Annotated in this window: 11 protein-coding genes and 1 tRNA gene; 4 read left to right on the top strand and 8 right to left on the bottom strand. The window is 45.5% G+C overall.

The annotated features are described in order from the left end of the window. Positions 1-534: 534 nt before the first annotated feature. The 7 genes from M2137_RS09150 to ffh form a co-directional block, all read right to left on the bottom strand. Positions 535-2,379 (bottom strand): ADP-ribosylglycohydrolase family protein, encoded by a 1,845-nt coding sequence (locus M2137_RS09150; protein WP_280766127.1) that lies wholly within the window; start codon positions 2,377-2,379, stop codon positions 535-537. 35 nt (positions 2,380-2,414) lie between these two features. After that, the gene (locus tag M2137_RS09155; protein ID WP_280766128.1) at positions 2,415-2,834 is read right to left on the bottom strand and encodes a hypothetical protein; all 420 of its coding nucleotides are present in this window, start codon (positions 2,832-2,834) and stop codon (positions 2,415-2,417) included. Between the two features lie 18 nt (positions 2,835-2,852). Then, positions 2,853-3,752 carry a WYL domain-containing protein gene (locus tag M2137_RS09160; RefSeq protein ID WP_280766129.1) on the bottom strand — a complete coding sequence of 300 codons (900 nt, stop codon included), beginning with the start codon at positions 3,750-3,752 and terminating at the stop codon, positions 2,853-2,855. 152 nt (positions 3,753-3,904) lie between these two features. After that, on the bottom strand, positions 3,905-6,133 hold the full coding sequence (locus M2137_RS09165; protein ID WP_280766130.1) for a S9 family peptidase: 2,229 nt from the start codon (positions 6,131-6,133) through the stop codon (positions 3,905-3,907). A 110-nt stretch (positions 6,134-6,243) separates the two neighbouring features. Beyond that, positions 6,244-6,319: transfer RNA gene (locus tag M2137_RS09170), tRNA-His, on the bottom strand. Positions 6,320-6,394: 75 nt separating this feature from the next. Beyond that, positions 6,395-7,279 carry a bifunctional methylenetetrahydrofolate dehydrogenase/methenyltetrahydrofolate cyclohydrolase FolD gene (gene folD, locus M2137_RS09175; protein WP_280766131.1) on the bottom strand — a complete coding sequence of 295 codons (885 nt, stop codon included), beginning with the start codon at positions 7,277-7,279 and terminating at the stop codon, positions 6,395-6,397. Positions 7,280-7,297: 18 nt separating this feature from the next. Next, positions 7,298-8,626, bottom strand: coding sequence for a signal recognition particle protein (gene ffh, locus M2137_RS09180; protein WP_280766132.1), 1,329 nt, complete (start codon positions 8,624-8,626; stop codon positions 7,298-7,300). 408 nt (positions 8,627-9,034) lie between these two features. On the opposite strand from ffh, the gene M2137_RS09185 reads away from it, so the two are divergent. From M2137_RS09185 to M2137_RS09200, 4 genes are all read left to right on the top strand, one after another. Then, the gene (locus tag M2137_RS09185; RefSeq protein WP_280766133.1) at positions 9,035-11,929 is read left to right on the top strand and encodes an ATP-binding protein; all 2,895 of its coding nucleotides are present in this window, start codon (positions 9,035-9,037) and stop codon (positions 11,927-11,929) included. Positions 11,930-12,179: 250 nt separating this feature from the next. Continuing rightward, on the top strand, positions 12,180-12,638 hold the full coding sequence (locus M2137_RS09190) for a hypothetical protein (protein ID WP_280766134.1): 459 nt from the start codon (positions 12,180-12,182) through the stop codon (positions 12,636-12,638). A gap of 57 nt (positions 12,639-12,695) precedes the next feature. After that, on the top strand, positions 12,696-14,735 hold the full coding sequence (locus M2137_RS09195) for an Ig-like domain-containing protein (RefSeq protein ID WP_280766135.1): 2,040 nt from the start codon (positions 12,696-12,698) through the stop codon (positions 14,733-14,735). A gap of 25 nt (positions 14,736-14,760) precedes the next feature. After that, the gene (locus M2137_RS09200; protein WP_280766136.1) at positions 14,761-16,233 is read left to right on the top strand and encodes a hypothetical protein; all 1,473 of its coding nucleotides are present in this window, start codon (positions 14,761-14,763) and stop codon (positions 16,231-16,233) included. 82 nt (positions 16,234-16,315) lie between these two features. Here M2137_RS09200 and M2137_RS09205 read toward each other — a convergent pair whose 3' ends face one another. Continuing rightward, positions 16,316-16,789 carry a hypothetical protein gene (locus M2137_RS09205; protein ID WP_280766137.1) on the bottom strand — a complete coding sequence of 158 codons (474 nt, stop codon included), beginning with the start codon at positions 16,787-16,789 and terminating at the stop codon, positions 16,316-16,318. Between the last annotated feature and the right edge of the window lie 32 nt (positions 16,790-16,821).

Consider the following 16,821-nt stretch of genomic DNA (forward strand, 5'->3'; position numbering starts at 1 on the left):
CAAAAGTCCAGATACAATAAGCATCTGGACTCTCAAAAACATCAAGTATACCCTTGTTTTAATCTGTTTTACAAGCTTTTTTTACCTTTTTTTTCTTTCCTATAGTTTTATCTTATACGAATTTTTTCCCTTTTTTACTATATAAATTCCCGGCTGTAGAACTTCCTTCAATTCGTCCTCATAGTACTCACCTACTTTTTTGCCTTCAAAGGTAAAAATTGAAACAATTTCTCGGCTTATCAAAGGAATGTTAGATACAGTCTCGTCTCTTGGATTTTCAAAACGAATCCCTCCAATAGAATAATCATAATAATAACTTTCTCCAATTTTTACATTTGCTCTTAGGTAAACTGAATAGCTTGTACCGTTTTTAAACTCTACTTGGAATGAAAATTTAATCGAAAATATTATTTCTTTAACCTTAAAGAATACTACGATAGTTTGGCAATTACAGGTTTAGAGTTTCATACTCTAAACCTGAGTAAAAGCATCAACTTCCTAAGTATGCTACCTAACAGTATCGATTTTGAATAATTATTGTTGGCTTATTATCCGGATAGAGGGTACGTCTGTCCATCTTGGATGTATATAATCCTGGTTAACTTCAAATCCCTCCAATTCATATCCGTCACTCAGGCTTTTTATAGGTTTATTTTTCCAAGTATATCCCGGATATTTCTCCCACCATATACTTTCCGGAGCATTCATTGATCCATTCATACATTCATAGAAATCGTCCGCCACCTCCTGAAGGATATGAGCAAATCTCAGATTCATTATCCACTTTTCGGGTATTCCTTTCACGCCATGAATAACACCCAAAATATTTCCGGTAATAGCTCCTGTGCTATCTGAGTCTCCAGTATGGTTTACCGCAGCTAAAACTCCACCAACAAAATCATCCTTAAAATATATCGCACAATAAAGGGATATAGCCAATGCCTCTTCCGCAACCCATCCACCGCCCAGCTTTTCTTCGATATTAGTAGAATGGTCATCCAGGATACTCCTATGAGCCTGAGAACCCAAACAATCAATTGCTTTTTCAATAGCTCTTAATAACTCTTGATGGTTTGCTTTCGTCTTCAATATTATATTCGTTTCCTTTATCGCTTCCTCCAGGCCAGTACCATTGGTCAAAAAAGAAATCAGTGCAGCAAAATAGCCGGCAGCCAAATAGCCGGTAGGATGTCCATGGGTAATAGCCGCCAGTTCACACCCAATATCAAATGCCTCTTTAGGAGGGTAGGCTAACCCGACAGGAGCCATTCGCATGATTCCCCCACACCCTTTACTATTGTTTATCGGTTCAAGCGTGCTACCCCTTTTGTTAGATTGCAAAGCAGAAAGGCAGGAGTGACCCGGCGCTCGCTGTTTGAAGAGTTCTTTTTGTTGATAAAGCCATCCATTCTCCAAGGTATCCTTATCAAGAAAATACTCACTCTCTATGGATTGCGTTTTTAACCAACGCAAATAAGAACGGTGTACTATTGCTGGAAGCCAAGAGGAACCAATAACGCTTTTACACATTTTCGTCCGCAACAAGCCCTCGGCTGTAAACAATGTCATTTGCGTATCATCTGTGAACTCGCCCACATTGCCGGGGTATTCAACATAATCAGCTAACGGTGTTTCTCTATCATAGTCGTCATCTATTTCGTCACCATACTTGATGTCAATCTCATCGAATGACATAAACTCAACAGGAGCGCCCAAAGCATCACCAACCCCTCCGCCTATAAAGCAGCCTAGGTATTTCTGTTTCCGGTCTTTTTCTATATATGCCCGCGCCTCTTCTCTACATTTTATAGTATAATTTATATACCAGTCAAGATATTTCAGATTATACCGTTTTAGAATGTGTAATTGCTCTTCTTCGCTATACTCCATACTGAATTTTATAAGACAATACTTATATTCTATTACATTCCCCAGTTTTCCAAGATCATTATATAAGTCATGGTCTCTAATTGCTATAAATTCAGCCAATATATCTTCGGGGGTCTCTTTTTGGGTAAGCAACAATTCTTCATAGAGAAGAATCGGATAGCAATGAGTCAAGATGGAAAGTTTGGGGAAAACAATCCTCAAATCTGTCTGATTTTCTACTGCCTCCTTCAATATTTGAATAGGAGGTTTCGAAATATCTGAAAAATAGTCTGTCGCAAGCTTTAGTAAGTCATCAATGCAGCTATCCATCTCTTTCTCATGAATCCAACCCGTCCAAGATGAATGCATAAAATGCAAATGTGGAACCATTTGGTGGTATTCCGGCAATCCTAAACACACACAAACGTCTTCAAAAATCTTAGCACTAAAGATCCCTCTCGGCTTTAAAATTTCTCGTAATTTTTCTCTTTTGCTATTTTCGTTCTTCATTATTTATTAATTCAGAATAAAAGAGTTTCTCAGCCTTACTTAACCTCAGATTCAGAAGCAGGGACGATTAGTTCCCATTTATCCTTATATTCTTTTATATGTTTAGGATGTATTCTTCGTTGTTCCTTATAATGATCGCACCGCTCAACAACCTCTTTGCTTGGAACTATATAGAAATCAGGTATGGTTTCAATGTCTTCGAATTTATTACGATAGATAACAAACACTACATAACGATTATCTTTAACCTCGATATTATTTACAGGGACAGAAGCATATCCGGAGACAGACTTCACATCCACTTCTATATACGTTCCTTCTTCCTGTAAGATAAGAATATCTACTGCTTTTTTATTCCCCATACTTAAGAATGCTTCAGATTTTCTTCTATATAACATAGAAAGAACCAAGTATTCACTGGCAATCCCCGTAAAATAAGCTTTGTTATCACTCATGATGTTTATTCTTTATTATTAATTAGTATTCATCTCAATCGCTTTCCGATGTATCTCATTTAGCTTCTCCTTTAGATGTAACGGCTTGATTACTTTCAGGGACTCACTTTGTGAAAGCAATTCCATAAGGAAATCGTATGTAATTTTAACATACAACCGGATTCTAAATTCTTCGCTATTGTTTATTAGAACTTCTTGTGATTCATGGAGTGGAAAAGAGTTATTATATCTTCCACTTTTAGGAGGAAATGATAAAATCACCTCTTCTGCGACTTTATCCCTGTCGGAATAAATTCCAAAGGAGTTTGCAAATTCTTTATTGATATCTATTCGCTTATCCTTCTCAAATCTAACATACGTATCACTCAATTTATAAATGCGATCCAATCCCCAAGTTTTGATCAGTCCTTTTTCCTTCGGATCGCCATCAATCTCTACGGCAAGAAGATACCATCTTTTCTTAAATTCTTTTAAGGCATAAGGCATAACCTTTCTCACATGAGAAAAACTATTGTCATATTTAAGATAAAAGAAATCAACTATTCGACTTTCCTTTATTGCTTGTATAAGCGTATGCAAATGCTCTGTCCCATTGAGCTTTGTTTTTTCCACAAAGACAAAATCAGGAAGAACACCTAAAAAATTGAATGGCTCAAATATTCTTTCAAGCCTTGAGTATTGTTCTTCATCCTCAGGAATGTAATAGCCATTATGTAACTTCGAGTATTCAATGCTAATATCAAAATCACGTATATCCCTTAAATCTCTCTGGATAGTTCGTTTAGAAACTATCGCTTGATAATAAGAGGACATCTCTTGTTGGATATAATCTACAAGATCATCTAAACTGATATACTTTTCACTCCGTATTTTACTAATAATAAGTAAATAGCGCTGGATATACGTCGATTTTGACATAATATAATCAATTATTTGACAAAGGTAAGCTACTCAAATGCCAAAGGATGTCATTCTACTTTATAATATACACTTTTCAATAACCTTCTGGTCATCCCGAAGGTTCCGACTGAACAAAACCGCGTAAAACAAAAGAACTCTAAAGGAACAAATCATTCCCACTCCGGTGGATCTTGATTTTTCAGGTGCTTCACAAAGAAATCGTGCATTTTGCGCAATTCAAAATCACCTCCTAAACTATGTCCTTTGCCGGGCAGGTAGAGCTGCTCAAAGTTTTTATTGGCTTTCATCAAAGCACTGACCACTTGCAGGGTTGAAGTCGGATCGACATTATCATCCAATTCGCCGTTCACCAATAGCAGCTTCCCTTTTAATAGATGGGCATTATCGACATTCGAAGACTCGCTATAGGATTTATCGATCGGATAACCCATCCATTGTTCGTTCCACCACATTTTATCCATCCGGTTATCATGACAACCACAGAAAGCAACCGCCACCTTATAGAAATCATTGTGGAAAAGCAACGCAGCCATGGCATTCTGCCCACCAGCCGACCAGCCATAAATACCCACACGGGATATATCCATATAGGGGTATTTCTCTGCAGCTGCCTCGATCCATAGCTTACGATCCGGGAAACCGGCATCTTTCAGATTCTTCCAGGACACATCATGGAAGGCTTTGGAACGGTTATAGGTTCCCATTCCATCAATCGATACCACAATAAAACCTAATTCAGCCAATTTGGAAATCAAATGGTAAGTAGGAGAAAAATTCTTATTCACATGTGAATCATGCGGCCCGGCATAGATCATTTCAATTACCGGATAGCTCTTATTCGGATCGAAATGGCTGGGGCGAATAATATTCCCCCAAATATCGGTCTGTCCATCTCTGCCCTTGGCATGGAACACTTCCGGCATCGTCCAGCCTTTTGCTATCAGATCTTCGATATCCGCCTTTTCCAGATCCATCGTTTTCTCGGCCGTATCGGTCTTTTTCAACAGATAAACAGGGGGCAGATCCGGACGTGAATAGGAATCAACAAAATAGGCATAATCATCTGAAAAAACAGCACGATGGTTTCCATTTTCTTTTGTCAGATCGGCAAAGCCGGTGCCATCGAGCTTGATGCAACAATAATGAAGGTTATAAGGATCTTCCTCCTTATTAAAACCGGAGGCAGTAAAATAGATCATACCCCGCTCTTCATCTACTTTCAACACATCCCTAACCACCCATTCGCCTTTGGTTATCTGTCGGATCACACGTCCTGTATGACCATCAAGCATATACAGATGGCGCCATCCGTCACGTTCTGAGATCCATAGCGTTTGTTGCCCATCATTCAGATAATATTTATAAAGCTTATTGTAATAGATAAACGTTTCCGATTGTTCATCAACCACATGATGTATCTTACCGTCCTTCGCATTCACTTCGGCGACAATAAAACGTTGATGTCCTCTTTCATTAAAATCAAAGGTAAACCCTCTCCCATCCGCACGCCATCCGGTCAACCGGAGAGAATACTGATTTTCATACAGATCCGTATCCAATGGCATCTGCGTCTTATTTTCAACATCGAACATAACCGGTAGCCTCACCGCTAAAAGGTCACCCGGCTTGGCATAATTGCGCCACCGGAGTTCGGGTTGCAGCTGTTTTTCCGGAGCGGACTCTATCAACGGAATCCTGCGCGTCTCCGTATCTTTCACTTTAAGTGTGATCAGTCTCCTGGAGTCAGGAGACCATACTAATTGCGAACTATAATAATGGTTCATGGTACCGTCCATGGTCAGAGCGAATTCCTCTTCATTGAACGTACGTTTTATGTACACGTTGTTATCACGAACGTATGCCTCCCATAAGTTGTCTGGCGACACGACCGAATTTCCGGTGCGAACCATCGCATTATTCGAACGGGGATCTCTTCGGGACGCATTTTCTTCCGCCGCACCATTGGCATTGAGACGAATCAACTTATTCTGACGGATAATATACTCCCAACTGGCTCCTCCAGCCATAAAGGTCATCTTTTCCTTATCAGGAAATTCCACATTGGCCAAGGGGAGGTTATTCCGGCTCACTTCTCCTTCGATCTCCTTACTCAATAAAGAAGCCAGCTTATCGTGCGAAAAAGCATAGTTTTTTTGTCGTTTATCGGCATCGACCATGTAGTAGAAATCCCCTCCTCTTTCATGGTTCATATACCAGAATGTATGTGTACCGTTAATCCATTGCGGCTGGATGGATGCCGCATAGACATACTTGTTTAGGTGCAAGATCGTATCAGAACGATCATAGTCTGTTTTTGTAACCTGTGCTAACGCAACGATTGGAAGCAACAGAAAGAGTGCAAAAAAAATCTTCTTCATAATTGTATTATTGTTTAGAAATGCAATAATACAATTCTTTTGCATACCATCTCCCTGGAATACTCTTAAAAAACAAAAAAAGCCGTCCCCAATACTGAGAACGGCCTTTTGGGTGAAAGACGGGATTCGAACCCGCGACCCTTGGAACCACAATCCAATGCTCTAACCAGCTGAGCTACAATCACCATATTTGTCTATCCAAAAGACACTTCTTTTTAAGACGGTGCAAAGATAGAACTTATTTGTTAAATCACAAGAGATTTAACCATAAATTTCTTTTTTTCCGGCCAACAGCGTATTGCGCATAAGGGATATAATCGTCATCGGCCCTACCCCACCCGGTACCGGCGTAATATAGGAACATTTTGGCGCCACCTCATCAAACTTAACATCACCGGTCAGTTTGAAACCACTCTTTGTCAAGGCGCTGGGCACACGCGTCGTGCCTACATCCACAACGACTACACCCTCTTTCACCATATCCCCTTTCAGGAATTCGGGAACTCCTAATGCCGCAATAATAATATCAGCGCTCAGGCACATCTCTTTCAGGTTTTTGCTACGGCTATGGCATACCGTTACCGTACAGTCGCCCGGATAAGCCTTTTGCATCATCAATGTCGCCATCGGTTTGCCGACGATATTGCTACGTCCCAGCACCACACAATGCTTACCCTGCGTCTCTATTTCATAACGTCTGAGAAGCTCCAGGATACCAGCCGGAGTAGCTGAAAGGAAACAGGGAAGCCCAATCGACATACGTCCGACATTGATCGGATGGAATCCGTCCACATCCTTACGATAATCAATGGCTTCAATCACTTTTTGTTCCGATATATGCTTCGGTAAAGGTAGCTGCACAATAAACCCATCCACATCCGGATCGTTATTCAATGCTTCCACCTGATTCAAAAGTTCATCTTCCGTTACATCTTCCTCGTAACGGATCAGAGAAGATTTGAATCCGATCTCTTCACATGTGCGAACCTTACTGGCTACATACGTTTCGCTACCGCCATCATGTCCTACCAGAATAGCTGCCAGATGAGGGATCTTACCACCTTCCGCTTTGATGCGAGCCACCTCTTCGGCCATTTCCTGCTTCATCTGAGCAGAGACCGCCTTACCGTCTAAAAGCTTATACATAGAATTATATCTTGAAAGTTATCGTCTCTTCATCTTAGGCATATTCTTCATGCCCGGTTTCATCTGCGTCATCATACGCATCATCTTACGTGTTTCATCAAATTGTTTGATCAGTTTGTTGACCTCCTGAACCGTTGTTCCGCTCCCATTAGCAATACGCTGACGGCGCGAACCGTTCAACACCGCCGGGTTCGTGCGTTCCTCCGGAGTCATCGAATAGATAATCGCTTCAATTGTTTTAAAGGCATTATCATCGATATCAATATCCTTCATCGCTTTGCCTACACCGGGAATCATCGAAGCCAACTCTTTCAGGTTACCCATCTTCTTGATCTGCTGGATCTGACCAATAAAATCGTTGAAGTCGAATTGGTTTTTCGCAATCTTCTTTTGCAAGCGGCGAGCCTCTTCTTCGTCATATTGCTCCTGAGCACGTTCTACCAAAGAAACAATATCACCCATGCCCAATATACGGTCGGCCATACGTGACGGATGGAACACATCCAGTGCATCCATCTTTTCACCCGTTCCGACAAACTTGATCGGCTTATTGACAACAGAACGTATAGAAAGCGCCGCCCCACCACGGGTGTCACCGTCCAATTTAGTCAGAACCACCCCGTCAAAGTCTAAGCGTTCATTAAATTCTTTGGCGGTATTAACGGCGTCCTGCCCCGTCATGGAGTCGACAACAAACAGCGTCTCATTCGGCTGGATAGCCTTCTTGATGGCTTCAATCTCGTTCATCATCTGCTCATCGATAGCCAGACGCCCTGCCGTATCGACAATAATCAGATCATTTCCTTTGATTTTCGCCTCTTTAATCGCATTCAGCGCAATTTGAACAGGGTTTTTGTTTTCTATTTCAGAATAGACAGGTACCCCTATCTGCTCGCCCAACACATGCAACTGTTCGATAGCCGCGGGACGATATACGTCAGCAGCCACCAAAAGAGGCTTCTTCCCACGTTTTGTTTTCAGCATGTTTGCCAATTTGCCGGTAAAGGTAGTCTTACCCGATCCCTGCAAACCGGACATCAGGATAATCGCCGGACTGCCGTCCAGATTCACATCCACCGTATCTCCGCCCATCAGGGTAGCCAGTTCATCATGTACAATCTTGACCATCAACTGACTCGGCTTCACAGCCGTCAGCACATTCTGTCCTAACGCTTTCTCCTTTACCGTATCTGTAAATTGCTTGGCTACTTTATAATTCACGTCAGCATCCAACAACGCCCGACGCACATCCTTCAGGGTTTCCGCAACATTAATCTCCGTAATTTTGCCTTCCCCCTTCAACAGCTTAAACGACCTATCTAACCGTTCGCTTAAATTCTCAAACATACTATCTATTTTTGTTGATTATCCATATTTTATTGAGCGGCAAAGGTAAGAAAAATATCCGGAACGATCATACCATAAACAGAGGATAAGATGATAAGGATATTTTTCGTCGGAGTTCTCACTGGTTGACAGTTGTCAATCAATTGATTGATAATTATCGTTTAATTGTTTGACAATCGTCAATTAATGCGTTGACAATTATCAATCAGTGAAAAACCAGGCGAAAAACAGGGGAAGATCAAATCAGAAAGAAGTTGAAGAGTAAAATTGAAACTTTTGATTACCTTTGTTTTAGGTTCATTTCTATTAGGTATAAAGGAGGATGTCGGTATTGTCCCCGGCACAGTGGATAGAGTCGATTCTTCTTTGACATTCAGATTTTGACTGCAATTCGCAATAAATAGTATTATGAAAACAAATAACAAATCGATATCAAAGTGGGGAAAACAGGGTCTGTTGTGGTTTGCTGCCGCTTTGGGGGTGGTTATACTGCTTTTCTTTTTCTTCTTCAAACCTTCTTGGAAGGAGCAGATATCCGCGCTTGAAATACAGAAAAAACAATGGGTTGCCGATATGCGGGAGGCTTTTCCGCAGCAGAGCTACGATCCGGTAGAACTCAAAAAGCGTCTTGATTATTACCAGGAGACGGGCAATAAGATTGGTGAGCAGGTGATATTCCGTGCCTTGGGTAATGATGCACGCAATACATCGCAATTTCGATTGGCTATTGAGAACCATACCGCAGCGCTTCAGATTGGCTATGAGATTGGCGACACGATCTTTATCACCACGGTTTTGAATGAACTGGGAACCGACTTCCGGCGAATAGGCGCGCTCAACGAAGCCGCCCCCTACCATTATCTCTCCCTGCGGATAGCCGAAGAATACGGGGGAGAGGACAGAGCGACCATCAGCCGCAACATGGCCAGTTCCTACAACGGGCTGGGCGTGATCTACCACTCCATAAACGAGGAACAGGAGGCGATACGCAGCTATGAGAAAGCGCTTGAGATAGAAATAGGAAACAATAACCTGCGTGGTATCGCTATGAACTACGCCAATATCGGCTCGGTCTATTTCGATATGGGCGATCAGACAAAGGCTGAGGAATACTACCGCCGTTCACTCGATTATAACGAAAAGGCCAACCTGCCGCTCGGCATCGCCCTCTGTCTTATCAATATCGGACATATTTATGAGGCGCAAGGTGACGATCGCCGCGCATTGACCCAGTATGAAGAGGCTTACGAATTGCTTTCGGACACATCCGACCGATGGCATTGGTTGAATGCCTGTTTTAGCATCGGAAAGATACATCTCAAGAGCGGGCAACTCGTTAAGGCATGGCCCTACCTCGATGCCGCTCTGCGTACCGCCAGCGCGATCAACTCGCCGCAGCATATCAAACAAGCCTACGAATTGCGCTCGGAGTATCACCATAAGCGAGGTGATTTCAAGCAGTCTGTCGATGATCTGCGTATTAGCCGCGCCTATGCCGACACCCTGCAGCAGAACCAGGAAACAGGGCGGCTGCTCGACTCGCGCGTCAAGTATGAAACAGAAAAATATGCCAAACAGATTGAAGAGCTGGATGAGCTCAATCGCGAACAGGAGGCCAAGCGAAAGGCAACCCTATTGTTGATGACACCTGTTATCCTCGGCCTGCTTATCCTGTTACTATTGATACTCTATAAACGCCGACTGGAGCGCCAACAGACAATCGAACTCAAGAATATCGAGCGGATGCGTTCGAACTTCTTTACCCATATCACCCACGAGTTTCGTACACCCATCACGGTGATTACCGGTCTGAGCGATCATATCTTGTCGACCATAAAAGAGACCGATAGCCCCGAGGCGAAAGATCTCAAAGCCATCCGCCGGCAGGGGCGTAACCTGATGCATCTGGTCAACCAACTGCTCGACTTCTCGCGATCCGAAGCGGGTGTCAGCAAACCGCGTTGGCGACAGGGTGATCTGGTGGAGTACCTGCATGTCATTGCCGAACCCTACGCGCAATATGCCCGCAGCCGGGAGATTGACCTCTTCGTGTATAGCGAAGTGGATACTCTTTCGATGAATTTCATCGCATCCTCTGTTAAAAAGGTAATGAGCAACCTGCTCTCCAACGCCATCAAACACTGTTCGGCGGGAGATAAGATCGTAGTGCATCTCCGCCACGATAAGGCGGCCGGCCAATGCGTGATACAGGTGAAGGATACGGGTGAAGGCATCACGCCCGAGCGTCTACCCCATATTTTCGAGCTCTATTACACCTCCGACGCGGAGAACGGTGATCATGTCGGCAGCGGCATCGGGCTTGCCCTTTCGAAGCAACTCGTCGAAGAGGCGGGAGGTATGATTGGTGTTTCCAGTACTGTTGGCAAGGGTACTGAATTTACCTTGTCGTTGCCGGTGTCGAATGATCCTATACCGGTAGAGGCACGCGAAGAGCTGAACGAAGAGGATGCCGGCATCCATTTGGCCGACCTCGATACAGATGGCGATGAAAACACGACACCGGGCAAGGCTTCGAATACGAAGAAGATGATTCTGATCGTGGAAGACAACAAAGATGTGGCGCATTATATGCATACGATCCTTGCGCAAAGATATACGTTGATTCACGCTTCGAACGGCAACGAAGGGCTGTTGATGGCCGAACAACACATACCCGATCTGATTATCACCGACGTGATGATGCCCGAAAAGGATGGCTATGCCTTTACCGCCGACCTGCGCGCTTCGATCGCCGTGGCGCATATCCCCGTGATTATGGTTACCGCCAAAGGTACAACCGAGGATAAGCTCGATGGTCTTAGGGTGGGTGCCGATGCTTATCTGGCCAAACCCTTCGACGAACGCGAACTATTGGTGCGCATCAAACAACTGCTCGACAGCCGCGCCATGCTGATGAAGACCTACGCAAACGCCCTCTTCCAGGCAGGAACGGCCTCCCATACCGACCCGAATATGGCTTTTATCACCAAATTATCCTCCGTTGTCAACAGCCATCTCAACGATGCCGACTACTTCCCCACCGGGCTTGCGCAGGATATGTGTTTGAGTGAATCGCAACTGGGACGCAAACTGAAGGCCATGACCGGGCATACCATCACCTCTTTCGTGATGCAGGCGCGCCTGAACAAAGCCAAATTGTTGCTCTCCAAGCGCGACCGATCGATCAAAGAGGTGGCTTTCGACTGTGGATTCAGCGACTTGAGCTACTTCTCCCGTTCGTTCCGAAAGGCATTCGGCTATACCCCGTCGCAGTTTATCAAGATACCGGAAGAGAGAGGGTAGTAATTAGTGTTTAGTGATTAGTGTATAGTGTTTTCTGAATTAGACCAATATATCAACAGATAATCAGTCTGTTAACTCCTTCCGGTGCGGAAATAGTACAACTTTCATGCATAGATTGCGGATGCCGTCCTACTTGATGCGGAATCTGTGATAGCCCTTCTGTGCCTATACCCATACATTTGCTTTCAAGCGGTGAGGAAAGTTTTCAACCGAAGACAAACCGATCCTAAACATTCATAAAGTAAATAGGATGGATAAAGGTATAGAACAATCAATAAGTAGTAGGCGTGATGCTCTCTATACGCATTACAACCTGCCCGAAGAGGCTCGACAAAAGGCGGAGGCACTCTTCGAACGTATGGAACAGTTCGGACAGCGATGTCGCAACCAGGCCGACTTTGAGGAGAAGTTCACCTCCCTCACACTCAATCGCGAGTACAATAATCTCTTCGTTGAATTTACAGCGTATGTAAAACTACCCGAAGGCACCACCGCTCCCCGGGAGCAAATGAAGCAAAACATGGCGTCAGGGGCTCAATCGGCGGTCTCCCATCAAATCCGTATGGCGGCCCGAGGGGCGATTGTCAAGGCGATGCCGGAGGAGATGCACCGGCGATATACCCGTGGCATTTACGACATACCGGTGTTGGGCGATATAGCTTCGGCGTTCAATAGGCTCGATATCGTGAAGCGGATCTTTGGTAAATAGGAATAGCCGGGCAATACTACGACAAATAACAATACCCACAATAAATATAGTAGACGTATGAAAAAGAAAAACAAGTTTACAAGATTGGCAGCCACTCTATTTATTACGCTGAGTGCCCTATGTATCTTCTTTGTCTCTTGTAGCAAAGATCCGGGACCGGAGATAATAAAAGTAACGGGCGTAACACTCAGTAAGAGTACACTCGCATTAGTAGAGGGTGAGACCGAAAGTCTCAGAGCTACGATAGCTCCGGAGAACGCGACCAACAAAAGGTCGACATGGAAATCGAGCGATATGACGGTTGCCGCCGTCGACGCTGAAGGCAAAATTGTAGCCGTAAAAGCCGGCAACGCAACCATTACCGTTACGTCTGATGACGGATCCAAAACCGCTACCTGCGCTGTGACCGTTAAGGCGGCCACCCTGTCGGTAACGGGCGTAAAGCTCAACAAAGCCACGCTTACCTTAGCTCAGGGCACGAGTGAAACGCTCACCGCCACCCTGACTCCCGAAAACGCGACCAATAAGAAGGTAAGCTGGAAATCAACCAAGACCGATATCGCCACCGTAGACAGCGAAGGCAAAGTGACGGCCGTAAAGGTGGGCGCGGCCTCGATTGTCGTTACAACGGAGGAGGGAGCTAAAACCGATACCTGTACCCTTACGGTGGTAGCGAAAGCGATAGCCGTAACCGGTGTGAAGCTCAATAAAACCTCCCTCTCGCTGGTGGAGAGCGCGAGCGAAAAACTGATTGCTACCGTTACACCTAATGACGCGACCAACAAAACTGTTTCCTGGAAATCAAGCGATGCCTCGATTGCTATTGTCGACGCGGAGGGTCATATCGCTGCCTTAAAGACTGGCAAGGCCACCATTACCGTCACCACCGAAGACGGAGGTAAGACGGCCACCTGCGCCGTTACAGTAACAGCGAAAGCGGTAGCCGTTACAGGTGTAACCCTTAACAAAACCTCTCTTTCACTGGTTGAAGGCGGGAGCGAAACACTTACCCCCACCGTGGCTCCGACAGATGCGAGCAATAAGAAGGTAAGTTGGAAGTCGAGCAATACAGCAGTTGCTACAGTGGACAACAACGGTAATGTGACCGCCCTGAAAGCAGGCACGGCCACCATCACCGCCACCACCGAAGACGGGGGCAAGACGGCGACCTGTGCCGTAACAGTAACAGCGCCGGCCGCGGTTCCGATGTTTAACATCGGAGCGCAAACGGGTGATGGCGGAGACGGCATACTTGACTCGGGAACAATGGAATGGGTGAAGTACTCGCTGACCGGTACGAACGGCATGACCTTTACGGGCAAAACGGCCGATATAGCGTGGTTTAGCGATGCGGAGGGAAAGAACACCGCTACCGAACCCGTCGGTGTCCGTTTTGCCATCCTTAAATTTCCAGGTGAGAATGACAATATAGTCTCCCTTGGGGCATCCGTCGCCCAAGCCACTCCCGAGGGAAGCTATTACTTCAGGATCATCATCGAAGGCGTAACCTCGTCCAATGTGGGTGTACTGAAAGTGGGCAAGGCGTGGGAGATGAAAATTAACAACGTAATATGGGCAGCGCGCAACGTCGAAAGGCCCGCATTATTCGTTTCCAATCCCGAAGATACTGGATGGTACTACCAGAGGAATCGTTACACAGGCTGGAGTCCGACCGATCCGCTAACCCCATCGCACGACGGAGAGAAATGGAATAGTGTCGTTGATACCAACGACAGTTGGGTGACAAGGAACAACCCCTGCCCTGCAGGTTATCGCCTACCGACCTTAGATAATATAAATGCATTATTAGATGAGACCAGTGTTGATCGTAAATGGGTAACACAAAACGGTGTGAAGGGATACAAATTCACCGACAAGAAATCCGGCAACACTCTCTTTATACCGGCAGGGGGCCATCGCGATAGGGATGGTAAGCTGTCAAGCCCCGAAGAAGGGCGTTATATGACCTCTACGTATGAAGAAGATACTGCGCGGAAGGTATGGAGTACACGGACGCTCTACTTCAATCGCAATGAAATAAGACCGGGATTAATTCGCGAAGCCGTTGCATATACTGTCCGCTGTGTAAAGAAATAATTAATGAATAAATAAAACAAACATCATGAAAAAGAGAAGAAACATCATCTTGATAGCCACGGCAGCCCTGCTGCTGACAGGCTTCACCGCACAGGCACAAGGTCTGGGCAAGTTGGGCAACGCCTTAAAGAAGGCCGCCGAAACGAAGACACAACAGGCAGAATCACCTAATAACCCATTAAAACAAAGTAACATGACAAACGCGACAACCATGTATGTAAGCGTATCCACCGGTGCGGGCAGCCGCACCGCCGACGGAACGCAGGAGAAACCCTACAAAGACCTGCAAGCAGCCATTGACGCCGCCGAAGAGGGCGCATTGATCCGGATTGCCGAAGGCAACTACCTCGGTAAGATGGATCAGGGATTTATCGAACTCAAAAAGTACCTCGCGCTCGAAGGGGGATGGAACACCGACTTTAGTGAGCGTGACCCCGTGAAACACCCGACCACGATACGTCCGGATGCAGCGATTGCCAAGGCGGGCACGGCAGGGGCACACGCCTTGATGGATGTGATCGTAAAGGGCAACCGCGGTGGCACGGTGATGATCGACGGCATGGTGTTCGATATGGGAGAGTATAACCTCTATTGCCAACCGGTGTACGAGAACCCGGTGGCCTCGGCTCCGGCCGGCTGTGAGACGGGAAGGATTATCTGTGTAGGCGAATCGCCCTCGGGTGTTCCTACCATGGGTGGCATACCCGGCTCCAGACAGGCTGTCTATGGCGCTGTGGAAGGCAAACTGATCGTGCGCAACTGCGTATTTGCCAATGCGGTACACTACGGAATACAGATGGAGAATATCGCCGGAAACTGGGAGTTCTATAACAATATCTTTATCGCCTGTCGCATGGCAGCCTGTGAAGTGCGTGGCAATGGCGTGGCTCCTGAACATGAGACGACACTCGACTTCCACCACAACACCGTGCTCTTCACCTGGACACGCGACAAACTGCTCGAAGATATGGGCTATGGCTTGCGTTATATGACACGCATGAGCTACGATGTACACGATAATATCTTCGGAGGAAATGTCTACGCTGCCCTCGACCGCACCCGCTTCGACAGCGACCTCAAACGCGATAAGATACGCAAGACCAATGCGTTCGACAACCTCTTCTTCGCCAACCGCATGGGTGACATCTGTCTTCCTTCGGGTGGTGGCATGTGGAACTTCCAGTTTGCCAATAACTTCGAAGAGGTGGAACAATTGGAAAAATATGAGAACAACCGTGAAGTGAACGATGCCGAGATGGGAACGCTCTGCAAAGTGATCAACGAACCCTACCTGAAAGGCTATTTAGGCCTGGAAATGAGCCGTAGCTCGCAGTACAACGAGAACTCGGCCATGAACACCTTCCGTGCCGCGATGGGCATGAACAAACAGGGCTCGGAAACCAACCGCGTCTCGATGTATGGTAACCGCTATCCGCTCGCTGAGGTTGGCCAACTCTGGGGCGTTATCCCCGGCAAAGGAGCACAGACCCCTAAATAAGATCCCTTCCCCCCTTTTCGCCCTCCAAAGAAAAGAAATGAATTGGGCGAACCCCGGAAACGGGAAAAGCGAACCTCTCCGGTTAACTGGAGGGGTTCGTTGCGGTTATTATATCTTCCCACTCATTGGTATTTTCAAAAAATTCCGGTTTAGCCAGGATGATCTTCGTGATTTCCGGACATTCAGGGATATTTATATACATCGTGCCGTAAATGGCATTTTCTGGTATTCTCTTCCCTTCCATACGGATAGTGCATTTTCCATCCGTAGACTTATACGAATAACTGTAGGTATCCGTCAGTTTCACATCCATACCTGTTATCAGGTTGAATATCATACAGGTATCTTCAGGTTTCCCGATAGGAATAGCCCATTCCGTATCCAGGAAATTTTTATGTTTCAAGGCATTAATTTTACCATTCCGGTAAAAAAAACTACGGAAGGCAGCAATCGCTTCCGGTCCCGATTTGTAAGGATCAGGATCCGGTCCGTCATCACTCGAACACGCAGAAAACAAAACGACCGTAATCATGCAGGCCAAACTTATCAGTCTCATTCCTGCGTTTTTTAGTTTATCATTCATAATAG

Origin of the sequence: Parabacteroides sp. PFB2-10, assembly GCF_029893085.1 — a bacterium.
GTDB lineage: Bacteria > Bacteroidota > Bacteroidia > Bacteroidales > Tannerellaceae > QVMG01.